Source organism: Escherichia sp. KTE52 (genome assembly GCF_000408325.1).
Lineage (GTDB): Bacteria > Pseudomonadota > Gammaproteobacteria > Enterobacterales > Enterobacteriaceae > Escherichia > Escherichia marmotae.
Window position 1 is genome coordinate 994,162 of record NZ_KE138680.1, and the last position, 23,150, is coordinate 1,017,311.

The 23,150-nt window shown below is 50.3% G+C and carries 18 protein-coding genes and 2 pseudogenes; 4 read left to right on the top strand and 16 right to left on the bottom strand.

The genetic code is table 11. The features are described 5' to 3' along the window. Positions 1 to 73 precede the first annotated feature (73 nt). The 4 genes from A1SC_RS06905 to fdhD all read right to left on the bottom strand — a co-directional run bounded on the left by A1SC_RS06905 (position 74) and on the right by fdhD (position 6,782). Positions 74 to 1,129, bottom strand: coding sequence for a YiiG family protein (locus A1SC_RS06905; RefSeq protein WP_016262667.1), 1,056 nt, complete (start codon positions 1,127 to 1,129; stop codon positions 74 to 76). 211 nt (positions 1,130 to 1,340) lie between these two features. Continuing rightward, positions 1,341 to 3,647 carry a hypothetical protein gene (locus A1SC_RS06900; RefSeq protein WP_016262668.1) on the bottom strand — a complete coding sequence of 769 codons (2,307 nt, stop codon included), beginning with the start codon at positions 3,645 to 3,647 and terminating at the stop codon, positions 1,341 to 1,343. A gap of 1 nt (position 3,648) precedes the next feature. Beyond that, positions 3,649 to 5,484 carry an ATP-binding protein gene (locus A1SC_RS06895; protein ID WP_016262669.1) on the bottom strand — a complete coding sequence of 612 codons (1,836 nt, stop codon included), beginning with the start codon at positions 5,482 to 5,484 and terminating at the stop codon, positions 3,649 to 3,651. A gap of 461 nt (positions 5,485 to 5,945) precedes the next feature. After that, positions 5,946 to 6,782, bottom strand: a complete 837-nt coding sequence (gene fdhD, locus A1SC_RS06890) for a formate dehydrogenase accessory sulfurtransferase FdhD (protein WP_000753581.1) — start codon at positions 6,780 to 6,782, stop codon at positions 5,946 to 5,948. 193 nt (positions 6,783 to 6,975) lie between these two features. Here fdhD and fdnG point away from each other — a divergent pair, with 193 nt between their 5' ends. The 4 genes from fdnG to fdhE all read left to right on the top strand — a co-directional run bounded on the left by fdnG (position 6,976) and on the right by fdhE (position 12,618). Beyond that, complete coding sequence (fdnG, locus tag A1SC_RS06880) at positions 6,976 to 10,032, top strand: formate dehydrogenase-N subunit alpha (RefSeq protein WP_077688246.1); 3,057 nt, start codon at positions 6,976 to 6,978, stop codon at positions 10,030 to 10,032. 125 nt (positions 10,033 to 10,157) lie between these two features. Next, complete coding sequence (fdoH, locus tag A1SC_RS06875; RefSeq protein ID WP_000331381.1) at positions 10,158 to 11,060, top strand: formate dehydrogenase O subunit beta; 903 nt, start codon at positions 10,158 to 10,160, stop codon at positions 11,058 to 11,060. Further along, complete coding sequence (gene fdoI, locus A1SC_RS06870) at positions 11,057 to 11,692, top strand: formate dehydrogenase cytochrome b556 subunit (protein ID WP_000829020.1); 636 nt, start codon at positions 11,057 to 11,059, stop codon at positions 11,690 to 11,692. The genes fdoH and fdoI overlap by 4 nt, the downstream gene beginning before the upstream one ends. Then, positions 11,689 to 12,618: a formate dehydrogenase accessory protein FdhE gene (gene fdhE / locus A1SC_RS06865; RefSeq protein ID WP_000027717.1), complete on the top strand. Its 930-nt coding sequence runs from the start codon at positions 11,689 to 11,691 to the stop codon at positions 12,616 to 12,618. Before fdoI ends, fdhE begins: the two co-directional genes overlap by 4 nt. A gap of 36 nt (positions 12,619 to 12,654) precedes the next feature. Here fdhE and A1SC_RS23920 read toward each other — a convergent pair. The 12 genes and pseudogenes from A1SC_RS23920 to yihU form a co-directional block, all read right to left on the bottom strand. Beyond that, positions 12,655 to 12,783: pseudogene (locus tag A1SC_RS23920) on the bottom strand (PIN domain-containing protein); the annotation flags it as partial. Positions 12,784 to 12,804: 21 nt separating this feature from the next. Further along, positions 12,805 to 13,024, bottom strand: a pseudogene (locus A1SC_RS06860) (CopG family transcriptional regulator). Between the two features lie 426 nt (positions 13,025 to 13,450). Next, positions 13,451 to 14,392 carry a fatty acid biosynthesis protein FabY gene (gene fabY, locus A1SC_RS06855; RefSeq protein ID WP_001517342.1) on the bottom strand — a complete coding sequence of 314 codons (942 nt, stop codon included), beginning with the start codon at positions 14,390 to 14,392 and terminating at the stop codon, positions 13,451 to 13,453. A 44-nt stretch (positions 14,393 to 14,436) separates the two neighbouring features. Next, on the bottom strand, positions 14,437 to 14,874 hold the full coding sequence (gene dtd, locus A1SC_RS06850; RefSeq protein ID WP_000560983.1) for a D-aminoacyl-tRNA deacylase: 438 nt from the start codon (positions 14,872 to 14,874) through the stop codon (positions 14,437 to 14,439). Further along, entirely contained in the window at positions 14,871 to 15,743 is an 873-nt protein-coding gene (locus tag A1SC_RS06845) for a virulence factor BrkB family protein (RefSeq protein ID WP_000920721.1), read from the bottom strand. The genes dtd and A1SC_RS06845 overlap by 4 nt, the downstream gene beginning before the upstream one ends. Then, positions 15,737 to 16,336: a glucose-1-phosphatase gene (gene yihX / locus A1SC_RS06840; protein WP_016262670.1), complete on the bottom strand. Its 600-nt coding sequence runs from the start codon at positions 16,334 to 16,336 to the stop codon at positions 15,737 to 15,739. The genes A1SC_RS06845 and yihX overlap by 7 nt, the downstream gene beginning before the upstream one ends. A 140-nt stretch (positions 16,337 to 16,476) precedes the next feature. Then, complete coding sequence (locus A1SC_RS06835; protein ID WP_001517343.1) at positions 16,477 to 17,364, bottom strand: aldose 1-epimerase; 888 nt, start codon at positions 17,362 to 17,364, stop codon at positions 16,477 to 16,479. Beyond that, entirely contained in the window at positions 17,354 to 18,703 is a 1,350-nt protein-coding gene (locus A1SC_RS06830) for an MFS transporter (RefSeq protein WP_010376781.1), read from the bottom strand. The genes A1SC_RS06835 and A1SC_RS06830 overlap by 11 nt, the downstream gene beginning before the upstream one ends. A gap of 101 nt (positions 18,704 to 18,804) precedes the next feature. Then, positions 18,805 to 20,238 (bottom strand): MFS transporter, encoded by a 1,434-nt coding sequence (locus A1SC_RS06825; RefSeq protein WP_000078427.1) that lies wholly within the window; start codon positions 20,236 to 20,238, stop codon positions 18,805 to 18,807. Between the two features lie 69 nt (positions 20,239 to 20,307). Then, on the bottom strand, positions 20,308 to 21,318 hold the full coding sequence (locus A1SC_RS06820) for a zinc-dependent alcohol dehydrogenase (RefSeq protein ID WP_016262671.1): 1,011 nt from the start codon (positions 21,316 to 21,318) through the stop codon (positions 20,308 to 20,310). A 32-nt stretch (positions 21,319 to 21,350) separates the two neighbouring features. Further along, complete coding sequence (locus tag A1SC_RS06815) at positions 21,351 to 22,238, bottom strand: aldolase (RefSeq protein ID WP_000094553.1); 888 nt, start codon at positions 22,236 to 22,238, stop codon at positions 21,351 to 21,353. 24 nt (positions 22,239 to 22,262) lie between these two features. Further along, complete coding sequence (yihU, locus tag A1SC_RS06810) at positions 22,263 to 23,141, bottom strand: sulfolactaldehyde 3-reductase (protein ID WP_016249351.1); 879 nt, start codon at positions 23,139 to 23,141, stop codon at positions 22,263 to 22,265. Positions 23,142 to 23,150: the final 9 nt, after the last annotated feature.

Genomic DNA, 23,150 nt, shown 5'->3' on the forward strand with positions numbered 1-23,150 from the left:
GCCGGGGCTTCATCGCCCCGGTACTATGAATTGATATGCTCCCGATTACATTGCGCACAAAAATCAGAAACGTTTAACGCAGGCGATTATAGTTACCGACCAGTTCATTATAAGCTTGTAATGATTTCGGATATGAGTCCTCGACCATCCAGCTTGTGTTTGCGTCCTGAAGTTTCTTTTTATCCCAGTCAGAATACGGGACTTTATCTCTGATACGACGAACATATTTTTTAGATGCAATTTGATATCGGTCTGCTGCCCCTGTGAAGAGAGAATTCATACTGTCTTTACTCACTTCTTTGGCTTGCGCCACCAGCGTTTCAAGTTCAGCCACTTTCTTCATTGCCGCTTCTGCATCAAACTTCTCTTGCGATATCAGGTTATTAATTTGTTTCGCTGAAATCATGGCAGCCAGAGAGTAGTAGTGGAATGTTTTCCCTTCTCTTTGTTCAATATTTTTCAGTTCTACAAGCTGACGCTTATCATTAATTTCCTGAATTGCCGCATGATAAGATTCTGCTACAGGTTCAAAGGCTTCAAGATTTTTTAAGAATGTCTGGTGCAGCGTTTTCCCTTTGGCAAACGCATCGTCTTTATAATTTTCCTGGGTGTAATATTTATCCATTTCATTAATAGTATTCCCCAGCGCGACTGCGGTATTAATATAATTCAACGCTACGCCATCAATAGGTTGCAGCGCAGGCGTTAACGCCACAACACTTTTCACGCCTTTTTCGCACTCAGAAAGACTGGATTCACTAATGCCGTAGATGCCATAAACATGACTCTCTTTGCCCGTTGGTCCCTGTTTAAAATCTTTCAGCCAGTCGGCATAACGCGCCAGACTGCGCTGTACCGGGATCTGTAACTTGTTGTAGCACTTGATATAGATATCCATTTTTTCGTCGAAAACCGCTTGTTCATCGACCACCGGTTGCGCAGGTGTTTCAGGTTTAGCTTCTGCTTTTGCAACGGGGGCTTCTGTAGGTTTCGCTTCAGGAGCAGGTGCGGCAGGTTGACTATTGGCGGGCGGGGGAGTTTCTGTTTCGGCTTTTTTATCATCACAGCCAGTGATACCGAGGGCCATTATGGCGGCTATAATAGCGGAAGATAATAAATTCCTTTTCATTTAATTGCCTTATAAATAGATAAATAAGAGAGTAAATATAATAAATGAAAAAATAAAATGTCACTACACGCGTTTTGTTTATAAATAAATAGATACAATTCACTGAATGAATAAGTCCTGTAATTTCATATATAAATTACAGGACTTAATTCAATTAACAGTTTAACCGCTGCGGGAGAGAAGTTTCTGCCCCCCGTTATTTAAATCTGCATTACATCCCATAACGTTCAGAAATAGCAGCATGTTTCTCTTCATTTGCTCCGGCTTCTTTGGCAAGACGCCACCAGCACAACGGATGTTCCCAGTCAGCGGTCAATTCACTCAGGCTCTTATCGATATCACCTTTAGAAACTGAACGCGGTGCACTGATGACAAAGTAGAACGCAGACAGCGGCTGTGCATCTTCTCCCTGATGACTGTCCGTTAACGTATAGTCATCATTACTGTTGCTCCAGTAGTACCAGTTTCGTTCACGGAGCGCCTCACGGAAGGTATTAAACTGTTCTTCACCAGGCATAACACCTTCGCAGAACCAGGACTCGCCGTACCCGGTCGGGATAATGGTTTGCAGGCACCCATAGAGCGGAGTGAAATTCTTCTGCTCTTCTTCGTCTTCTGGTCGGGTATTCAACATTTCCGCATCGAAAACGACAATTTCATCAACATGTTGCGGGAAATCGGTCCGGTAAGTCGGCTCTATAATCCTTGCCGTTACCGGCCCAATCCGCTGGGCATAGTAATAGCGGTATTCGAAGTTTTCCCGGAAACGGATGTTCAATAACCCCCATTTTTCGTCGATAAAACCTTCGCCTTCCGTAAGTTCTATTTCCAGCTCGGCTGCAATAGCACGCACCAGATCCCATTGTTGTAAGATGCTGGCGGTCGCCATGATATCCCACTGGAGATTGCGAATATCTTCTTCACGGCTGATCAAAAGCTGCTGTAATTGCTGTAAATAATCCAGTTGCCGATCCCAGGCATCCTGTTTTTGCGCCGCCCAGGAGCACATACGATAAACGCCTGGCCACTCGCGCCCTTTTGCGTTTTCCAGCAATTGTTGACCAATTGTCTCCAGTTCACTCCAGTCTTCCTGTTGGTTGATCACTCGCGCGCGGAACCACAGCGCCATATGTAGCAGCCCCGCCTGTTCATACAGCTTCGCCAGGTGCTCAATGGTTTGCTGATCGCCACGGTTAAGCAACAAATCCAGCAGGTCGAAACAGAGACCGTTATCTTCCTCAATATGACTTTCAACGTAACATTGCAAAAGTTCGATCGACTCATTGATCGCATTACAGGCGTTTAATGCATTGACCAGTTTGCCCAGCAATTCCGCATCATCTGGCGTGTTCAGGTAAGCACGACGGAATACCTCTACGTCTTTTTCTGGATCTGGCTGCGTTTCTTCATCGCTATTTTCAGATGCTTCCACTATCGGGCGAGCAAGCAACTCCGCCTCTTTGGCGGCGATTTTTTCGCTGAGTTCGAGAAATTCACGATCGACACCCAATAACGCGCGTAATTTCGGCATGTGCCGCTGGGCCAGTTTCATCGCCATTTTAGCAACCCAGACAGATTCACGTTCCAGCGCGAGGGTGATTTGCAGTTTTGCCAGATCAACCACTTTGCGGTGCGCCCCAGCCTGCGAACGATGCTCCAGCATTTGTTGGATAATGCGCGCCAGTTGCCAGTGGTTTCTCTGCGGATGGCGAGGAAGCAGTACGGTAATAATCTTTACCCACATGCCCCATGAATAGGGAGTCAGATCTGACCAACGCGGCAATTCCTTCCAGACTTCTTCGTCCTGTCCGCATAACGCCATGATGTACAGTTTTTTCAACTGATAACTGATACGGTCGCGTCCCCAGTAATCATTTTCTTCTGCCAGTTCATCAATCAATTTGCGTGCTTCATCGTAACGCTGAAGGGCAACCAAAATATCGGCACGGGTCGCCAGCAGCGCTTCTAAATATTCACTCCCCACTGCGTTTACCGCGTCGATTTGCCTGTCGATATAAACCAACGCCTCTTCTGTTTTGTTGGAGTCCACCAGTGCGCTGGCATATTCGCAGGATAAACACATAAAACAGCTCCAGGTCGGATCAATGCGCGCGATGGTCTCTTCACATACCGCCATGCGTTCATTAGCCCAGCCTGGGGCATCTATATTCTCGTAGCAGGCGGATAAATCCTGCGTAACGCAGATAGATTGCGGGCAATCTTTCGCCTCTTCCCGATGTGCTTTTTCAAACAGCGCCACCACATCAGGCAGCACTTTTTCGCCTTCTTCGTGGTTAGTCAGACGATGGCGCATTTCCCAGTGTCCGATAAATATTTCCAGCCACGGATTTTTTGCCACCTGATTAAGTGCTTTCATTTCCGGTAATAATGAATCGCACTTTTCCATTTGCAGATGCAAAACACCTTCTGAAAAATCATCAATAAGTTGCGGAATATATTCTTGCCCGGCATCGCGCAACTCCTGACTATATTTATTGTACCACTCCCATGTATCCATTTTATTTTCCTTGATTAATTAAAACAGGAATAACCTGAGTGAAATCTTCCAGTGCCTGGTGTAAATTCCACTGCTGCTCTTTATTACCGCTGGAACACAAAATCACTTTTAGCGATTTTAATAACCGTAATGCCGCCGCTGGTTGCTGTTGATGTTGTAATGCTGTCACCAGTTGCATGACGCAGGGATTATTAAGGTTGATATACAGACTTGATGTTTTGGTCTTTTGGATTTGCGAAGTAAATTGCCGCGCCAGCATTAACGCCGCGGTGCTGATGCGCTTATCGGCATCATCCTGCTCAAGAATTTGTTTTAATTCCGCTTCCCGGTCTGGCGTGACGACTAACGGTAAAACGGCCGGTTCGAAGCGGGAAATAATTAATTGCTCACCATCGCAGAGCTGCTCTTCCAGATACGCAACCTGCTCTTCGGGCAACTCCGCCAGGCTGAACAACTGCTCATTACCCGTTTGCGTACCGACTTCGATAATCCGGCAGTGATATAACAGCGCCCAACGGCGTAAAAATGGCACCACGGCATAGCGATCGCCACGCGCAACGGGTCGTTGCAGAATGTGGAACAACATCTCTTCAAAACCACCATCGCGGCTTAACAGAATATGAATGCTGTTATTGATGCGTAAATCTTTCGCCAGCAACGCTCCTTTTGAGGTTGGCACCTGCAAACGGTCTTTCAGCAAATCAAACAGACGATCATCACACAATGCCGCACCCAGTAACGCCTCGTTATGGCGCATTAATACCCGTCGCCATATTTCTGGCTGGTTTTGTGCGAGATCGGACAAACCAGAGATCAGCGACTCTTTTAACGCCTCCTGCACCGCAACCCAGGTTTCATCTCGCTGAAGATCTTCCCGGCTCGCCGTCGGCGTCAGTTTCGATGATTCAATCACACCGCCAATAAAACCGGCCCAGGGCGGTAACAGCTCACGCGCTTCGTCATCGAGTAACATGCCGCGCAAAAACAACGACAGGTTGCGGTTATCGCTGGTGCCGTAAGTTGCACCATCCTGAATCCATAAAATCCCGACGGCATCGCTCATCCCCGCCGGTACTACCGGAATGGTACAAATCGGTTCGAAGGAGGATTCAAACTGGGCGGCAAAGGCGAGATTTTTACGCTGCACCAACGCGCGGTGCATGGTTACGCCTTCGGGGGCGACTTCACGCCACGGCGGCTGGAGTTTATTCACCGGCTCGCTGGCATCGCCCACATAGACCGGCTCGTGCAGCAATATGCAGTAGCGGGAAAGAACGCGGTTCAGCAAATTGTTACTCGCCAGATGGCTGTACTCTTCTTTGAGCGTCAGAATGACCTGCGTACCCGGAGCCGAGTTTTGATGCGGGGTAACGGTGTATTTTTGCCCGTCGGTAGAGTGGTATTTCCAGCTCTGATCCGGCGTTTGCCAGGATGTGGTCAACACCGTGACCTCTTTTGCCAGCACAAAGGCCGACAAAAAGCCGAGGCCGAACATGCCAATGAGTCCCGTATCGTCATCCTGCTGGCGTAACATTCGGGTATAACCCACACCAACCGTTGCCAGAAAGCCATGAATTTCACTTTCCGTCAGGCCTGCGCCGGTATCGCTAATGGTGATGGTGGACTTCGCCACGTCAGCTACCACACGGATTAGATTGTCCTTTGGTGCATCAGGTTGCTCAATCCTGCGACGCACAATTGCATCATGCCCGTTCTGCACCAGTTCGCGCACGGCAACCACAGGTGTGGAGTAAAGATGCTTGCTGAGCACCTCAATTAAGCCGTTTAAATTAACTTCTGTTGAATATGAACTGCCTGGTAACTGTAATGTACTCATTTTTCAATACTCATAATCCATCACCCACTATTGAAAATACATTGAGGTTGACAACAAACACGAAATTGCCTGATGCGCTGCGCTTATCCGGCCTACGGAATTCATTAAGTCTGTACGATTTACAGGTCGGATGAGGCGTTTTCGCCGCATCCGACAAAAATATTTTGCATTTTGTCAGTAATACTTATTGCTGTTTTTAATGCTGGAATAAAATTGTTGTTTCCCTTTACTCATTAGTTACACGTTTTTATTTATTGATACGATGATTAGTTCAAAACGTCCATATAAATAAAATCATTAATTCATCACGTAACGTGAGAGAAGTATATCTTTAACCGCCGGAGTTAACGAGTATATTTACTACAAATAAACAGTAATTATATTTAAATGCTGAATAATATGTTGAGGATTATTTAATAAAAAAATAAAACCGCAACCCGTAATCAGAATTGCGGTATTTTTTAATGATGAATTAAACGCTGAGGATGGGTATAAACCGTTGCCCTGCCTGGCTTACAAAAGCCCACTAATGTCAGGTTACAACGCTCAGCAACTTCCACCGCCAACGTTGTCGCGGCAGACACCGCAAACAAAATCTCTACGCCGCACATCGCTGACTTTTGTACCATTTCATAACTGGCACGACTGGAAACCAGCACCGCACCTTGCAGCCAGCTTTCGCCTTCCCGCGCCCGGCGACCCAGCAGTTTATCCAACGCTACATGGCGACCCACGTCTTCATGTCCGCCCACCAGTTCACCAGAAGGCAGCATCCAGGCGGCGGCGTGCGTACAACCGGTCAATTGCCCCACGGGCTGGAAGTCATTGAGATGACGTAATGCGTCATCCAGTTTGTTGAGATCAAAGGTCTGGGTGAACGGCAGTGGCTGCACCGGTTTACCAATGTCATTAAGTTGCTCTACGCCACAGACACCACAGCCCGTGCGCCCGGCCAGCGCCCGGCGGCGCTCTTTCAGCCCCATAAAGCGGCGGCTGGAAAGCTCGATTTGCACTTCAAGACCGTTACAGGAAGGAACAACGTCCATACCGAAGATATCACGCGGGTTTTCGATAATTCCTTCTGAAAGCGAAAAACCGAGCGCAAAGAGCTCAAGGTCTTTTGGCGAGGCCATCATCACCACATGCGAAATACCGTTGTAGACCAACGCAACGGGAACTTCTTCCGCGACTTCATCAAGCCGGGAATGTTGTAAATCATCACGCCGCCATAACTCAATTTGACGCATCCCTGTGATATTTGTCACATTTTCGATTTCTTTTTGCTGTGTTTTTTTCACTTTCTCTTAACCAGATAAGAACACACACACCAAGATTATGGTATTCTGTTACAAACCCTTCCTGGATGGAGGGAAATTGAGCCAATTCTGGACCTTTGCGGCCTCTTCCGCAAAGAAAAATAACTCCCACTCCCTGCACGCGCAGCAAGCGAATGTAAATGGGACGTGACAATGTCGAAACAAGGAGCAATCCATGCAGGTCAGCAGAAGGCAGTTCTTTAAGATCTGCGCTGGCGGTATGGCAGGCACCACGGCAGCGGCACTGGGTTTTGCACCCAGCGTAGCACTCGCGGAGACAAGGCAGTATAAACTGCTGCGCACCCGCGAAACCCGTAATACCTGCACCTATTGTTCTGTTGGTTGTGGGCTGCTGATGTACAGCCTCGGTGACGGAGCAAAAAACGCCAAAGCATCTATCTTCCATATCGAAGGTGACCCGGATCACCCGGTCAACCGCGGTGCGCTTTGTCCGAAAGGCGCTGGCCTGGTGGATTTCATCCACTCCGAAAGCCGTCTGAAGTTCCCGGAATACCGTGCACCTGGTTCTGATAAATGGCAGCAAATCAGTTGGGAAGAGGCGTTTGATCGCATCGCCAAACTGATGAAAGAAGACCGCGATGCTAACTACATTGCGCAAAACGCCGAAGGCGTGACTGTTAACCGCTGGCTCTCCACCGGGATGCTGTGTGCTTCCGCGTCGAGTAACGAAACCGGCTATTTAACGCAAAAATTCTCGCGCGCGCTGGGTATGCTCGCGGTCGACAACCAGGCGCGTGTCTGACACGGACCAACGGTAGCAAGTCTTGCTCCAACATTTGGTCGCGGTGCGATGACCAACCACTGGGTCGACATCAAGAACGCCAACCTTGTTGTGGTGATGGGCGGTAATGCCGCTGAAGCTCACCCGGTCGGATTCCGCTGGGCGATGGAAGCCAAAATTCACAACGGCGCGAAGCTGATTGTGATCGATCCTCGCTTTACGCGTACGGCAGCGGTGGCTGACTACTATGCCCCTATTCGTTCCGGTACTGACATTGCTTTCCTGTCAGGCGTATTGCTGTACCTGCTGAACAATGAAAAATTCAACCGCGAATACACCGAAGCCTATACCAACGCCAGCCTGATCGTGCGTGAGGATTACGGCTTTGAAGATGGCCTGTTCACCGGCTACGACGCGGAAAAACGCAAGTACGATAAGTCTAGCTGGACTTATGAACTGGACGAAAACGGCTTTGCCAAACGCGATACCACGTTGCAACACCCACGTTGCGTATGGAACCTGCTGAAACAGCACGTTTCCCGTTATACGCCAGATGTGGTTGAAAACATTTGTGGTACGCCAAAAGACGCGTTCCTGAAAGTCTGCGAATACATCGCAGAAACCAGTGCTCACGATAAAACCGCCTCGTTCCTCTACGCGCTCGGCTGGACGCAACACTCCGTTGGTGCACAGAACATCCGCACGATGGCGATGATCCAGTTGCTGCTCGGCAATATGGGGATGGCAGGCGGTGGCGTTAACGCCCTGCGCGGTCACTCCAACATTCAGGGGCTGACGGATCTGGGGCTGCTGTCGCAGAGCCTGCCGGGTTACATGACGCTACCGAGCGAGAAGCAAACCGATTTGCAAACCTACCTCGCCGCCAGCACGCCGAAACCGCTGCTGGAAGGTCAGGTCAACTACTGGAGCAACTACCCGAAATTCTTCGTCTCGATGATGAAAGCATTCTTTGGCGATAAAGCAACGGCGGAAAATAGCTGGGGCTTTGACTGGTTGCCGAAGTGGGATAAAGGCTACGACGTCCTGCAATACTTCGAGATGATGAAAGAGGGCAAGGTCAATGGCTATATCTGCCAGGGCTTTAACCCGGTTGCCTCATTCCCGAACAAAAACAAAGTGATCGGTTGTCTGTCGAAACTGAAGTTCCTCGTGACCATCGACCCGCTGAACACTGAAACCTCTAACTTCTGGCAGAACCACGGTGAGCTGAACGAAGTCGATTCTTCGAAGATCCAGACCGAAGTGTTCCGTCTGCCATCGACCTGCTTCGCGGAAGAAAACGGTTCTATCGTTAACTCCGGTCGCTGGTTGCAGTGGCACTGGAAAGGCGCGGACGCCCCGGGGATTGCGCTGACTGATGGCGAAATCCTTTCCGGTATCTTCCTGCGCTTGCGCAAGATGTATGCCGAACAGGGCGGCGCTAATCCGGATCAGGTGCTGAACATGACCTGGAACTACGCCATTCCGCATGAGCCATCTTCAGAAGAAGTGGCGATGGAGAGCAACGGTAAGGCGCTGGCCGATATTACCGACCCGGCAACCGGAGCGGTCATTGTTAAAAAAGGCCAACAACTTAGCTCGTTTGCCCAACTGCGTGATGACGGAACAACCTCCTGTGGCTGCTGGATTTTCGCCGGTAGCTGGACGCCGGAAGGCAACCAGATGGCGCGTCGTGATAACGCCGATCCGTCTGGCCTCGGTAACACGTTGGGCTGGGCATGGGCATGGCCGCTTAACCGCCGCATTCTGTATAACCGCGCCTCCGCAGACCCGCAGGGTAACCCGTGGGATCCGAAGCGTCAGTTGCTGAAATGGGACGGCACCAAGTGGACCGGCTGGGATATTCCAGACTACAGCGCAGCGCCTCCGGGCAGCGGCGTCGGGCCGTTTATCATGCAGCAGGAAGGCATGGGCCGTCTGTTTGCCCTCGATAAAATGGCGGAGGGTCCGTTCCCGGAACACTACGAGCCGTTTGAAACGCCGCTGGGGACTAACCCGCTGCATCCAAACGTTATCTCAAACCCGGCTGCGCGTATCTTTAAAGATGACGCTGAAGCATTAGGTAAAGCCGATAAGTTCCCGTATGTCGGAACCACCTATCGTCTGACCGAGCATTTCCACTACTGGACTAAACACGCGCTGTTGAACGCGATTTTGCAGCCAGAGCAGTTTGTGGAAATCGGTGAGTCGCTGGCGAACAAACTTGGCATTGCCCAGGGCGATACCGTGAAAGTCTCCTCCAACCGCGGCTATATCAAAGCCAAAGCAGTGGTGACCAAACGTATTCGCACGCTGAAAGCGAACGGCAAAGATATCGATACCATCGGTATTCCGATTCACTGGGGCTATGAAGGCGTAGCGAAAAAAGGCTTTATTGCCAATACGTTGACGCCATTCGTCGGTGATGCGAACACGCAGACGCCGGAGTTTAAATCCTTCCTCGTGAATGTGGAAAAGGTGGATACCTAATAGATTTCAGATTGCAGGGAGCTGGCAACGCCATGAAGACCGGGAGCAGAAACACTATGTGACCGGGATGAATAAGGAAGCCAGCGAACCTGCAAGCTGAAAGATGAAGGGTACGGAGACGAAATATGGCTTACCAATCTCAAGATATCATTCGTCGTTCCGCGACTAACGGTCTGACCCCCGCCCCTCAGGCGCGGGATTTCCAGGAAGAAGTGGCGAAACTCATCGACGTCACCACCTGTATCGGCTGTAAAGCCTGTCAGGTGGCGTGTTCAGAGTGGAACGACATTCGCGATACCGTCGGCAATAACATTGGGGTGTATGACAACCCTAATGATTTAAGCGCCAAATCGTGGACGGTGATGCGCTTCTCGGAAGTGGAGCAAAACGACAAACTGGAATGGCTGATCCGCAAAGACGGCTGTATGCACTGTTCCGATCCAGGCTGCCTGAAAGCGTGCCCGGCGGAAGGGGCAATTATTCAGTATGCCAACGGTATCGTCGACTTCCAGTCCGAGCAGTGCATTGGCTGCGGTTATTGTATCGCGGGCTGTCCGTTCGATATTCCTCGCCTCAATCCGGAAGACAACCGCGTCTACAAATGTACGCTGTGCGTAGACCGTGTAGTGGTTGGGCAAGAACCGGCCTGCGTGAAGACCTGCCCGACAGGCGCGATTCACTTCGGTACGAAAGAGTCGATGAAAACGCTGGCGAGCGAGCGCGTGGCTGAGCTGAAAACCCGCGGTTACGACAATGCAGGTCTGTACGATCCGGCTGGCGTCGGTGGTACACACGTGATGTATGTGTTGCACCATGCTGACAAGCCGAATCTGTATCATGGCTTGCCGGAAAATCCGGAAATCAGCCAAACCGTAAAATTCTGGAAAGGCATCTGGAAACCGCTCGCGGCTGTTGGCTTTGCGGCTACCTTTGCGGCCAGTATCTTCCACTACGTGGGTGTCGGTCCGAACCGTGCGGATGAGGAAGAGAATAATCTGCACGAAGAGAAAGACGAGGAGCGCAAATGAAACGACGTGACACCATCGTGCGCTACACCGCACCGGAACGTATCAACCACTGGATCACCGCCTTCTGCTTCATCCTGGCGGCGGTAAGCGGGATGGGATTTTTGTTCCCCTCTTTCAACTGGTTGATGCAAATCATGGGCACGCCGCAACTGGCGCGAATTCTGCACCCGTTTGTTGGCGTGGTTATGTTTGCCTCGTTCATCATCATGTTTTTCCGTTACTGGCATCACAACCTAATCAATCGGGATGATATCTTTTGGGCGAAGAATATTCGTAAGATCGTCGTCAACGAGGAAGTAGGTGACACCGGGCGTTATAACTTCGGTCAGAAATGCGTTTTCTGGGCGGCAATTATTTTCTTGGTCCTGCTGCTGGTGAGCGGTGTGATTATCTGGCGTCCTTATTTTGCGCCTGCTTTCTCAATCCCGGTGATCCGATTCGCGTTAATGCTGCATTCATTTGCCGCAGTGGCGTTAATTGTGGTTATCATGGTGCATATCTACGCCGCCCTTTGGGTGAAAGGCACGATTACCGCCATGGTGGAAGGATGGGTTACCAGCGCATGGGCGAAGAAACACCATCCACGCTGGTATCGTGAAGTCCGCAAGACAACGGAAAAGAAAGCTGAATGAGTATTCGCATAATCCCGCAAGATGAGCTGGGTTCGAGCGAGAAACGTACGGCGGATATGATTCCGCCGTTATTGTTCCCTCGGCTCAAAAATTTATACAACCGCCGCGCCGAGCGTCTGCGCGAGCTGGCAGAAAATAATCCGCTGGGTGATTACCTGCGCTTTGCTGCGCTTATCGCCCACGCCCAGGAAGTGGTGCTGTACGACCATCCGCTGGAGATGGATCTGACCACACGCATTAAAGAAGCAAGCGCACAGGGCAAGCCACCGCTGGATATTCACGTACTGCCGCGTGATAAGCACTGGCAAAAACTGCTGATGGCGCTGATTGCTGAACTGAAACCTGAAATGAGCGGTCCGGCGCTGGCTGTGATTGAGAATCTGGAGAAGGCATCGACCCAGGAACTGGAAGATATGGCCAACGCGCTGTTTACCTCTGATTTCTCGTCAGTCAGCAGTGATAAAGCGCCGTTTATCTGGGCCGCGTTGTCGCTCTATTGGGCACAGATGGCTAATCTGATCCCTGGCAAAGCCCGTGCAGAATATGGCGAACAACGTCAGTACTGCCCGGTTTGTGGTTCGATGCCGGTTTCCAGCATGGTGCAAATCGGCACGACTCAGGGCCTGCGTTATCTGCACTGCAACCTGTGCGAAACCGAATGGCACGTGGTGCGCGTAAAATGCAGCAACTGCGAACAGAGCGGCAAACTGCACTACTGGTCGCTGGATGACGAACAGGCTGCAATTAAAGCCGAAAGCTGTGATGACTGCGGCACTTACCTGAAGATTCTTTATCAGGAAAAAGATCCAAAAGTTGAAGCTGTGGCGGATGACCTCGCCTCTCTGGTACTGGACGCGCGAATGGAGCAAGAAGGCTACGCCCGCAGCTCCATCAACCCGTTCCTGTTCCCGGGTGAAGGGGAGTAATCTCTGACGTTTTCCGGGGGGCACAGGTCGCCCGGATTACAGTTCATAGGGTGTGACAACACCTGCTATTCCCGCAAAATCTCTCGTATTTCGCGTTACCAGTTCGCAGCCATAAATCTGTGCCGTTGCCAGAATAATGGCATCTGGCTTTTTGATTTTATATTCAAGAATGAAAAAGTCTTTTTGTCATTCCTCATGCACCTTACACGGATTCTTCAACACCTGGCGCCTCCCCCTTTTGCCTGCCTCCCTTTGCCTTACGTACCGGAAATTGCTGCCGCTCCAGATATTGCTCCACCGCTTCGCGTAAAATTGCAGATCGTGAAACTTTACGCCAGCCCCTGAGTTTGTTCAGTCTTTTAATTGCCTCTTCTGACAAATGAAGAAAAACCGTATTCATCGCCATCGTTACCACCTAACATATACTGTTAATTAATGTATGAAACTTACACTGGAAAATTAATTAACGAAAGCTGGTTTCCGCATGTGGTTTTGTTTTTGCGAGACACTTTCCAGAAACAATGCAACAGTTACAGTTATTTTAATTATTATTAAAAAATCGTTTAGCATCGCCCATGATTGTTTATTACTCTTAATTAGGTCGGATCGCATCCACAGAAAAGCGACAACAAATAATAAGGCCGAGTTATGGTGCTATGAATATATTATATTCAAGGATATTTGTTTTTTGACTGGGTCTTCATTTACATCATCAGGATAGTGTACCCGAAAAAGTCAGCGTATTTACCGCATCAGGCTTAAGATAAAATTTATCGCCCATCGCAGACCGGTCAGTGCCGCCACCAACCGGTATTTAATTAAAACGGCCGCCCTACTCTTCTTCGTTCCCGCCCTCTTCATACGGGCCAAATGGCTTCGCGGGCAGAACGATATATGTGCCTTCAAACACCGCGCCTGGCGTATCGTCGCCAAAGATTTCGACCTGCATTTGCACCCGCGCTTTACGCCCGCGCGCCAGACGGTCGAGATCGCCGCTTAACGCACCGAGGTCGGCCACCGCATGAGGTTTGCCGCTAATCGGCTTGCTGTAGCGGATATGCGCATCGGCAAGAATAATCGTTCCGCCGAGGTGGCGTTCGCGCAGCATCAGCCAGATAAGCCCCCAACCGGTGAGCGTTGCCAGAGAGAATAAACTCCCGGCAAACAACGTGTGGTGCGGATTCTGATTGCCGGTTTCCGGCATGGTGGTGATAAATTTTTGCCCGGTATATTGCTGAATGCGCACGCCCATTTTTTCGCTTAACGGGATGTGTTCATACCACGCCTGCTGGAGCTGGGCGCACCAGTCGCCGCGATGCAAAATGTCATCCAGAGTAGCGACGGGTTTAATCATCAGAAAATGGCGAATCGGCGTGGTGGTTGGGGTGGTGATCTCCCCCTGATTCACAAACCCCAGCTTAGCGAAAAACTCCACCGCGTCTTCACGGGCGCTACAGGTCACGCGCTTAACGCCTTCCTGACGCGCTACCGACTCCAGGGTCATCGCCATCAGCGTGCCCAGGCCTTTGTCCTGCACGTCGGGATGAACGGCCATAAAGCGAATGGAGGCTTCGTTATCGGCATTGATATACAGCCGCCCTACTGCCACCAGATTACCCTGCTCGTCGACGACCATCTGGTGATGCGCCATCGCATCCCAGGCGTCGCGTTCAGAACCTTTCGGTTGATGCAGGGGTTTACGCAACATCTCCCAGCGGAATTGATAGTAGCGCTCTAATTCTTCTTCTGTTTGTGGAACCCGAAGGTGATACATAGCGATACTCTCTCTTGTTTCCCGTGACACACCTGGAAGCTGGCTCATACCTGCAACCAGAATGTCACGGGACCATCATTGACCAGCGATACCTGCATATCGGCAGCGAAGCGTCCTGTTTGCGTGTTCATTTCCTGCTGACGGCAGCGTTCGACGAAATAGTCATATAACGCCTCTGCGCGATCCGGTGAAGCGCCTTTGGAGAAGCTGGGGCGCATCCCCCGTTCGGTATCTGCGGCAAGGGTAAACTGGGAAACAACCAGCACACTGCCGCCCGCCTGTTGCACGTTGAGATTCATCTTGCCTTCAGCATCGCTAAAAATGCGATAGCCGAGCACACGCTCACACAGACGGTTTGCTTTCTGTTCGTCATCATCCTTTTCGACACCCAATAACACCAAAAGTCCCGCGCCAATTTCGCCCGTCACTTCTCCCTCCACGGTGACGCTGGCTCGGGTTACGCGTTGAATTAATGCAATCATGGTTCGTCGTCTTCTTCTTGTTCAGCAGCTTGTTTAAGTTTGCGGTATTCCCCGAGAGTGACAGTAATTTCTGCACCAAGCAAGACGATACACCATGTCCAGTAGACCCAGACAAAGAGGATGGGGATCACCGCCAGCACACCGTAAATGAGCTGATATGACGGGAACATGGTGATATAAAGCGCGAAACCTTTCTTTCCTGCTTCGAACAGGAGTGCGGCGACAAACGCGCCGACAATCGCGTCGCGGTTAGGTACGCGAATGGTAGGAACAATGCTGTACAGCAGCCAGAAGGAGATCCACGACAACAACAGCGGAAAAATACGCAGCACATTGTCGATGACAGTATTGAGATCGCTCGCCCAGCGCAGGGAGAGTAGATAGGAGCTGATCGCCAGACTGGCCCCCGCCAGCAGCGGCCCCAGCGTCAGGATCATCCAGTACACAGCAAACGAATAAATTTTGGGGCGAACCCGTTTACTGCGCCAGATGGCATTCAGCGCGCTATCGATGGAGTACATCAACAATAATGCCGTGACGATCAGACCACACGCCCCGACGGCGGTCATCTTGTTGGAGTTGGCAACAAACTGTTCGATATATTGCTGGATAACATCGCCTGTGGCAGGAAGAAAGTTGGCGAAGATAAAATGACGCAACTGAATGCTGACGTCAGAAAACATGGGAAACGCGGCGAAAAGTGCAAAAACAACGGCAACCAGCGGCACTAATGAGAGCAATGACACGTAGGCAAGGTTACCTGCCAGGGTTGTCATGTTGTCCTCATTAATGCGTTGCCAGAGTAGTTTCAGCCAGGCCCATAGCGGACGGGTACGATGCCTGGCTTTTTCATGGATGGTTTTTAGCATAACACCTTCGCGAAATAGTCCGGGATGGTGGTTTTATCTTTCACCAGAATGCTGGTAATACCTAGCTGATTAGCTCCTTCTATATTATCGGCGTTATCGTCGAAAAAGACCGTCTCGTCTGGTGAAAAACCTTCTGCCCGCAAAACATGCTGGTAAATTCGCGCTTCCGGTTTGCGCATACCTAAATCTTGCGACAAGTAGATATGGTCGGCAGCGCTACGGATTTCCGGGTATTCCTTTGGCCAAAAGGTAGTATGCAGGCGGTTAGTATTGGAAAGCACCACCACGCGATGCCCCTGCTCACGCAGTTTATGCATAATGGCGATCACTTCCGGGCGTAGCGCGACAAACACCGCCTGCCAGCCGTGGGAGAACTGTTCGTAACTTAACGGTAAGGCCATCTCATGACACAGCGCCTCAGCGAACTCTTCATCACTAATTTCCCCACGCTCATGCTGATGAAACGCCTCACCCATATGAAAACTCTTCTTAAGCGACGCCAGCGGAATACGCGTTAAATCGCTCCAGGTTCCCAGCACACGGTTAAAGTCGATATCGACAATCACATTACCTAAATCAAAGATATAGAGCATTTTTGCCTCCTTTCACACCACAGGAAATTAACTGTAGCGGGAAAGGATGGGTTTGGCTATGTGGCAATAAGGGTAATCTTGTGACGCTGATTGCGAAAAAGCAGAGTAATTTCACTGACTTTTTCGCATTAGATGAATGGTTAAGATTCAGGCGTAAATTGCCAACGGGTTTCGATGACCAGCGGCTTATCTGGTGTCACAAATTCCGGCGTTAGATTTATTGCGTTAGGTGCCTGAGTAAGCGGGTTAACACAGGTGGCATCAGGCTGTTTATCAAATACAACCAGACTGTTTGCTGAAGAAGTCATGGTCATCGCGAGTTTACCTGGCCACAGTAACTTAACCTTTAACCCGTCATAAAAACCAAAACAGTCATCCCAGGGGCCGACTTGAGGAGAGATGCGATTTCCTGTTGGCAGTTCATCACTACCCGCTTCTTCTTGCCAGTCCGCATCAAAAAGCACCTGCAACGACGCTGTACTTTGCGGAGCCAGCTTTTTCGCAAACCACGGATGCCAGCCCGCAGAGGCCGGGAATGTATCGGCATGTGAATGGATTTCCAGTTGTAAAACCAGCGCATCGTTCTCCAGCAAAAAAGTCTGAATCACTTCCCCTTGCCATGGCCACGGTGAAGCCAGAGGCATACGTAAAGTCAGGGAATCTGTTGTTTTGGCGATAATTTCCCATGTTGAATAGCACGCCATACCATGTAACGCATGTGGTGGTTTATTGGCGGGTAAAGAATAACATTGCCCACCAGCATTCAGCGTCGCGTTCCCCAATCGCCCTGCCCACGGCACCATTGGGAAACAGCCGTACTGAAAAGCTCTGCGTTGCGGCTGCCATTGGCGTAATACTTCACAACCAAATGCCTGTAATGAGGTGATCCTGGCACCATCATGCGGATAAATCTGCAGGCGAATACTGCCTTTTTCCAGCGTCACAGACTCTCCCACAGGCCCAGGCCAGGGCGCGTCAAACGCCTGTTGTAGCGCCAGATAATGCTCGTTATTCCGTTCAGTTTTCATGAGATTGTTCCCTGATGTAGCGGTAAGAAGCGGTTTCTTGTTCATCGGTCGGCTCAATCAGCCAGACGCAAACAAAGGAAAGAACTGAGACAGCAAATAAAAACAGAGCGACATACCACGGTTTTCCCCCTCCCAGCGCCAGCAAACTTGAGGCGATAAGGGGGCTTAGTCCGCCAAGTATTGCGGAAAATTGATAGGCAAAAGAAAGACCGGTATATCGTACTTTGGTGCCGAACATGCGGGTGAAAAGTGTCGGCTGCACGGCAAACATCATCGTCGGGCCTAAGTTATAGCCGAGGATCATACTGCACCAGATGATGAGCGTACTTTTACTATCCAGTAATAAGAAGAAAGGAAACGCGAACAGGACACAAAATCCCGCACCTGACAAATACAGACATTTTTGACCTATACGGTCTGATAACCACCCGACCAACGGACAACTGAAAATACCGATCGCCGAGGCAATCAACATGCCCGTCAGAGGAATATCTCGCGATAATGCTAATTGGCTGGAAATATAAACGATACCAAAGGCGTTAATAATATTGGAGGAGACACTCTCTGCCAGCCTCGCGCCCAGCGCTAATAAAATATTTCGCGGATGTTTTTTGAATAATTCAATCAACGGAGGAACGGACTTTTCTTTATTATTCGTCGTTTTTTGCTTTTGAAAATCCAGTGTTTCCTCAGTATGCAGGCGGATAAATAACCCAACGATCAACATCACCGCAGAAAGCCAGAACGGAATACGCCATCCCCAGGAGAGAAACTGTTCCTGAGTCAGTAAATGGTTACAGAGCGCAAAAATACCGGTTGCCAGCATAATCCCCACTGATGCAGCCGTTTGTGGGAGCGAACCTAAAAAACCGCGCCGGGATTCGGGCGCAGATTCAATGGTCATCAATGCCGCTCCGCCATACTCGCCACCAAGACCAAAGCCCTGAATTAAGCGCAGCGCCATTAATATGAGCGGTGCCCAGATCCCAATTTCCTGATACGTCGGAATAAAACCAATCAAAAATGTGGAACAACCGACAATAGCCAGTGTCCAGATAAGCGTTATTTTTCGCCCAATTTTATCGCCAAAATGGCCAAAGACGATGCCACCTAAGGGACGAGTCAAAAAACCGACACCAAAGGTAGCAAAGGCGGCTATAAGACCTATAAAAGGATCGCTGTTCGGGAAAAAAAGCGGAGCAAATACCAGCCCTGCTGCCGTGCCAAAAATAAAGAAGTCATACCATTCCATCAACGCGCCCGCGAAACTGCCCATTACGACACGTCTCATGGCTTTACCGGAAAGTCCTTCTTGCGGTGTAGGTAACGTTTCAGACATCATTTTCCTCTCCTGGTCGGCGAGAAATTGGGAAATAACCCACTACAAAGTGGGCAGTCTGATAAATACGCGCATCGACCTGATGCCGATACGCGTTATGTTTATTTGTTCAATTCCGCCAGAACTTCCGCGTCTTCGGCATCCACATTCGCCCCCAACGGTTCCCAATTAATCAATACGCAGGTCAGGAATCCCAGGAATGGCACAATTGCCAACCAGTAAAACGCTTCAGTTTTCAACGCACCCCACAGCATCGGCCAGAAAATAAGCCCGGCAATCGCACCGGTGCGCATAATCGCACGGGCAAATCCCACCCCAGTAGGGCGAATAGCAGGAGGATATGAGAGTGTGGCAATGGTCATGCCCAACCCACCAGGCCCCGCTGAATGGAAGAAAATAATTGATCCCAACAACCCTAAAGACAGCCAGGGATTAGTCGTCGCCAGTGCGCCTAACGACAGCAATGCTAAGGTCACAACGGCAAATCCATACATGGACTGTCGGCGGGTGCCTAATCGTTGGAGAATAAACGAGCCGATCATCCCGCCGGTTACCCCACAAAGGGCATTCACGACGGCAGAACCCGTCAACGCGCCAGTAAGCCCGCCACTTATTATTCCCGCCAGGGTAAGAGGAAGATAAACACCTACAGCGTTATATTGCCACGCCTGCATGGTTGCCACGACACAGCCGAGGATGGTGCGTTTGCGGTAACGATCATTAAATAAGATGCCATATCCACCTCTGTATTTATTCTCTACCTTTTCCGCGGATCTGGCTTCTGCTGTACCCGGTGTCGCAACGCGAGCCTGAACACCGTAACGTTTTCCCAGGATGTCGCATGCTTCCTGGTAACGCCCGACGCGTGCGGCCCACATTGCGGATTCACCGATAAAGACGTAACGCAAAATCATGAAGATGACTGCGAAAATAGCCCCGATGAATATTCCGTAACGCCACAACTGTTCTTCAGCAATACCAGACAGAAGCAGAGGCAAAAGCACCAGATAGACAACGGTAGTTGAAACATACCAGGCCATTTGCCAGAGATTGACCGACGTTCCGGTTTTCTTCGACGTTGAACCACGAAGCTCTGCCACGGCATTGGTTGCCAAAGGGAAGTCGATGCCTAAGCCAAAGCCCATAATGACGCGACACACCAGCACCCACCAGATACTGGGCGCAATAGCCACCGCAGCAGCACCGATGGTGCATAACCCCATGCCAATAATAAATGCTCGCTTTTGCCCAAAGCGGTTGATGACCCGATTCGCTAATAAACCACCTATTAATGCGGCGATTAATACTGAAGCATTAACGGTTGCGGCAAGCCCAGGAGAAATACCAAATTGAGCGGCAATATATTTATTACCAAACCCCACCATCGCCGCCTGATAGGCATCAATCAATATGCCGCCCAAAGCAATAAAAATAACGCCGATACTGGTGTTGATCGCAGAGTTCTTATTAACAATATCAATTACATCCTGTGGACGACTAATTGAATAAATTGCAGGACTGGTGATTTGACTCATCGCAGTGTCCTTTTTAATTGTTGTAGGGTGGCGCTGACGTAGCGCAGCGCCAGACAGAGATTTAGAAAATCATTCCGGCGCAAATTGCAGCATGACTTTTATGGAGTCATTTTGCTGCGCGCGTTCGAATGCTGCCGCTGCGTCATCAATGGCAAATAAATCGGTAACCAGCTCACTGGTATCAAACCGCCCATCCGCCAGCCATTCGATAACGGCATCGAAATCTTCAGGGATGTACATGCCAGAGTTGAGCAAGTCACGCTCGAAACGTTGCATCATCGGTAGTGGTATTTCACGCGGCCCACCCGGTACGCCCATACACACAACGGTGCCTCCGGCATACACACGGGTACAGGCATCATTAAGCGTGGCCTGCGCTGCAACGACATCAATCGCTCCCGTAAATCGCACATCTGCGGCCAGTTCTCCCGGTGCCCAAACCTCTGCAGCACCCAATTTTAACGCCAGTGCACGTTTGGCCGCGTCAGGTTCAATCACGGTAATCTTTCCTGCCCCCATAATGCGCAGTGCCTGCACAATGGATAAGCCAATTGTTCCAGCACCAATCACCAGTACGCTCTCCAGAGAAGCCTTCGGCATTCGGTTAACACAGTGACGAGCACACGCTGCCGGTTCGGCAAAGGCCAACACTTTTAGCGGTAAAGAGGCTGGTGCGACATGGCAATTACGCGCAGGAACAATGTGCTGTGAGCGAGCAAATCCCGGCGCGCGAAAACCGGCAACCTGCGGTGGTTCACAAAGATTAAAACGCCCTGCTTTGCAGGCCCGGCATTCCATGCAAGCCATGATGGGATCGACAACCACATGATCGCCCGGCTGTACATGTTTGACGTCGCTACCCACTTCCGTAACACGCGCTGCAATTTCATGACCGGGAACGACTGGCGGTTTGGCAAACGGATGACCGCCTTTCAAAACATGCAGATCCGATCCGCATATCCCGTAGAACACAGGCGCAATCCGTACTTCGTGCGGTTTAAGTTGCTGGTGTGGTACTTCAACATATTGAGTGGTGACTTTCCCAATATCTGAAAATAAAACCTGGGTAATTTTATCCATCATTATTCTCCAGAATCGTTATCCATAGGGAATTAGCGTTGCGCGATACCTTCATCGACAATTTCAGCCAATCGTTGTAAGCGTGGAACGGAGACATCGCGCAGCATAGTTTGTGGATCTTGTGCACCAACAACCGACGCCCAAACCGCTCGTCCTGCCAGGAAGCCAGACGCGCCGCTTTTCATCGCAATACTTACCGCGCGTCCAAAAATATCGGCATCGACGCCAGAAGAAAGAATTACCCACGGCATCTTCATCTGATCGTTAAGTTTCTGGCAGGCGGAAAGTAAGGTTTTTTCATCGCCTTTGCCTCCTAATGGCATCTCGGCTTTGTAAAGATCAGCCTCTGTTCCACCAAGCTCTGCGGCGGCGGCAACAATGGCGCTTTCACGATCAAAGTCCCAACCACGACGAGGTGGACGCACCACAGGCTCAATAATGCTGACCAGCCCGGCACTACGGCAGCGACGAACAAACTTATCGACCATTGCCAGACGTTCCTCTGCAGGTTCATCTTCACGCCAGAGCACAAGTAATTTCATCGCCTTCGCCCCCATTTCACGGGCTTTATGCGGGTCGACGGACATATCTATTTCAACGCTATCAACCGGGATGCCATTACCTGGGATAAAAAGATCGGCAGCGACAATCAGACCGCAAGAATTAGCAACAGCGCCCTGCTCGACAATTTGATCAAGACAAAATTGTTTATCCGCCAGAACGGCAGAAGCATAAGGAGAAAGGATGCGGGTCGCGGCGACTTTAAAATCGGTGAGTACACTGTCGGAGACGGGTTTTGGCTGTCCTGCTGCCGCAAACATCAGACGCATAGCTTCACGCTGATCGACAGCTAACATGGCAAATCCACCACCTGGGCGGGAGATATCTTTCAGCGTAAATGGGGTGAAGTGGGATGACATAGAAACTCCTGTTAATAGATAAAATTAAAGACCAGCCTGCTGACGAACCTGATTTAGCAGGGCGCTCCAGTCCTGCCGCCCTTTACCGTCTTGACTTGCTGCGGCGTAATAACTTTCTGCTGCAATCCCCATATTGAGCGGCGCCCCCGTCTCCTGAGCGACATCAACAGCAATACGCAGATCTTTCAACGCCAGATCCACCATGAAGGCGGGAGAAAGATCGCCTTTCAGCACTTTGCCAGGCCAGGTGGTCGTAAAATGCCCTTTCCCTGCTGCCGTACCACTCATCACCTTAATTGCGATATCAAGATTTAATCCCAGTGACTCACATAACACAGCGGCTTCGGAGGACAGCGCATTAAGCGCAATGCTCATATAGTTGTTAATTAGCTTCACGCGGATCCCCATTCCCGGGCCGCCAGCTTCGACCAGCTCATTACCCATGCACATGAGAATCGGGCGTGCGCGCACAATCTGCTCATCAGTGCCACCCGCTAAAATCAGCAATGTGCCATCAATCGCATTCACAGACGTTCTGCCCACGGGGGCGTCCATCATACTGATGCCTTTTTCTTGTAATTCCCGTATTAATGCATCGGTCTGTAAGGGATGAATAGTCGACATATCAATCACTAACGCGTCAGATGAAACAGTTTCACAGACACCTTTTTCCCCCAACAACACCTGCCGAACAATGTCACCATTGGGAAGCATAGTGATGATAAATTCAGCACCTACTGCCGCTTCCGCTGGGGTTTGTGCCGCAGTAGCCCCCTGCGTGACTAGCGCATCGACAGCCTGTGTATTGACATCAAATACCTGCAATAAATGCCCTTTTTGCAATAGATTGTTAGCCATTGGGCTACCCATCTGCCCCAGCCCGAGAAATGCAATGGTTGCCATGAACGCTCT

What these genes read in the sequence shown, in the direction of transcription:
- A1SC_RS06905 (WP_016262667.1), bottom strand. Translation starts at nt 1,129, where the DNA reads ATGAAAAGGAATTTATTATCTTCCGCTATTATAGCCGCCATAATGGCC.
- A1SC_RS06900 (WP_016262668.1), bottom strand. Translation starts at nt 3,647, where the DNA reads ATGGATACATGGGAGTGGTACAATAAATATAGTCAGGAGTTGCGCGAT.
- A1SC_RS06895 (WP_016262669.1), bottom strand. Translation starts at nt 5,484, where the DNA reads ATGAGTACATTACAGTTACCAGGCAGTTCATATTCAACAGAAGTTAAT.
- fdoH (WP_000331381.1), top strand. Translation starts at nt 10,158, where the DNA reads ATGGCTTACCAATCTCAAGATATCATTCGTCGTTCCGCGACTAACGGT.
- fdoI (WP_000829020.1), top strand. Translation starts at nt 11,057, where the DNA reads ATGAAACGACGTGACACCATCGTGCGCTACACCGCACCGGAACGTATC.
- fdhE (WP_000027717.1), top strand. Translation starts at nt 11,689, where the DNA reads ATGAGTATTCGCATAATCCCGCAAGATGAGCTGGGTTCGAGCGAGAAA.
- fabY (WP_001517342.1), bottom strand. Translation starts at nt 14,392, where the DNA reads ATGTATCACCTTCGGGTTCCACAAACAGAAGAAGAATTAGAGCGCTAC.
- dtd (WP_000560983.1), bottom strand. Translation starts at nt 14,874, where the DNA reads ATGATTGCATTAATTCAACGCGTAACCCGAGCCAGCGTCACCGTGGAG.
- A1SC_RS06845 (WP_000920721.1), bottom strand. Translation starts at nt 15,743, where the DNA reads ATGCTAAAAACCATCCATGAAAAAGCCAGGCATCGTACCCGTCCGCTA.
- yihX (WP_016262670.1), bottom strand. Translation starts at nt 16,336, where the DNA reads ATGCTCTATATCTTTGATTTAGGTAATGTGATTGTCGATATCGACTTT.
- A1SC_RS06835 (WP_001517343.1), bottom strand. Translation starts at nt 17,364, where the DNA reads ATGAAAACTGAACGGAATAACGAGCATTATCTGGCGCTACAACAGGCG.
- A1SC_RS06830 (WP_010376781.1), bottom strand. Translation starts at nt 18,703, where the DNA reads ATGTCTGAAACGTTACCTACACCGCAAGAAGGACTTTCCGGTAAAGCC.
- A1SC_RS06825 (WP_000078427.1), bottom strand. Translation starts at nt 20,238, where the DNA reads ATGAGTCAAATCACCAGTCCTGCAATTTATTCAATTAGTCGTCCACAG.
- A1SC_RS06820 (WP_016262671.1), bottom strand. Translation starts at nt 21,318, where the DNA reads ATGGATAAAATTACCCAGGTTTTATTTTCAGATATTGGGAAAGTCACC.
- A1SC_RS06815 (WP_000094553.1), bottom strand. Translation starts at nt 22,238, where the DNA reads ATGTCATCCCACTTCACCCCATTTACGCTGAAAGATATCTCCCGCCCA.
- yihU (WP_016249351.1), bottom strand. Translation starts at nt 23,141, where the DNA reads ATGGCAACCATTGCATTTCTCGGGCTGGGGCAGATGGGTAGCCCAATG.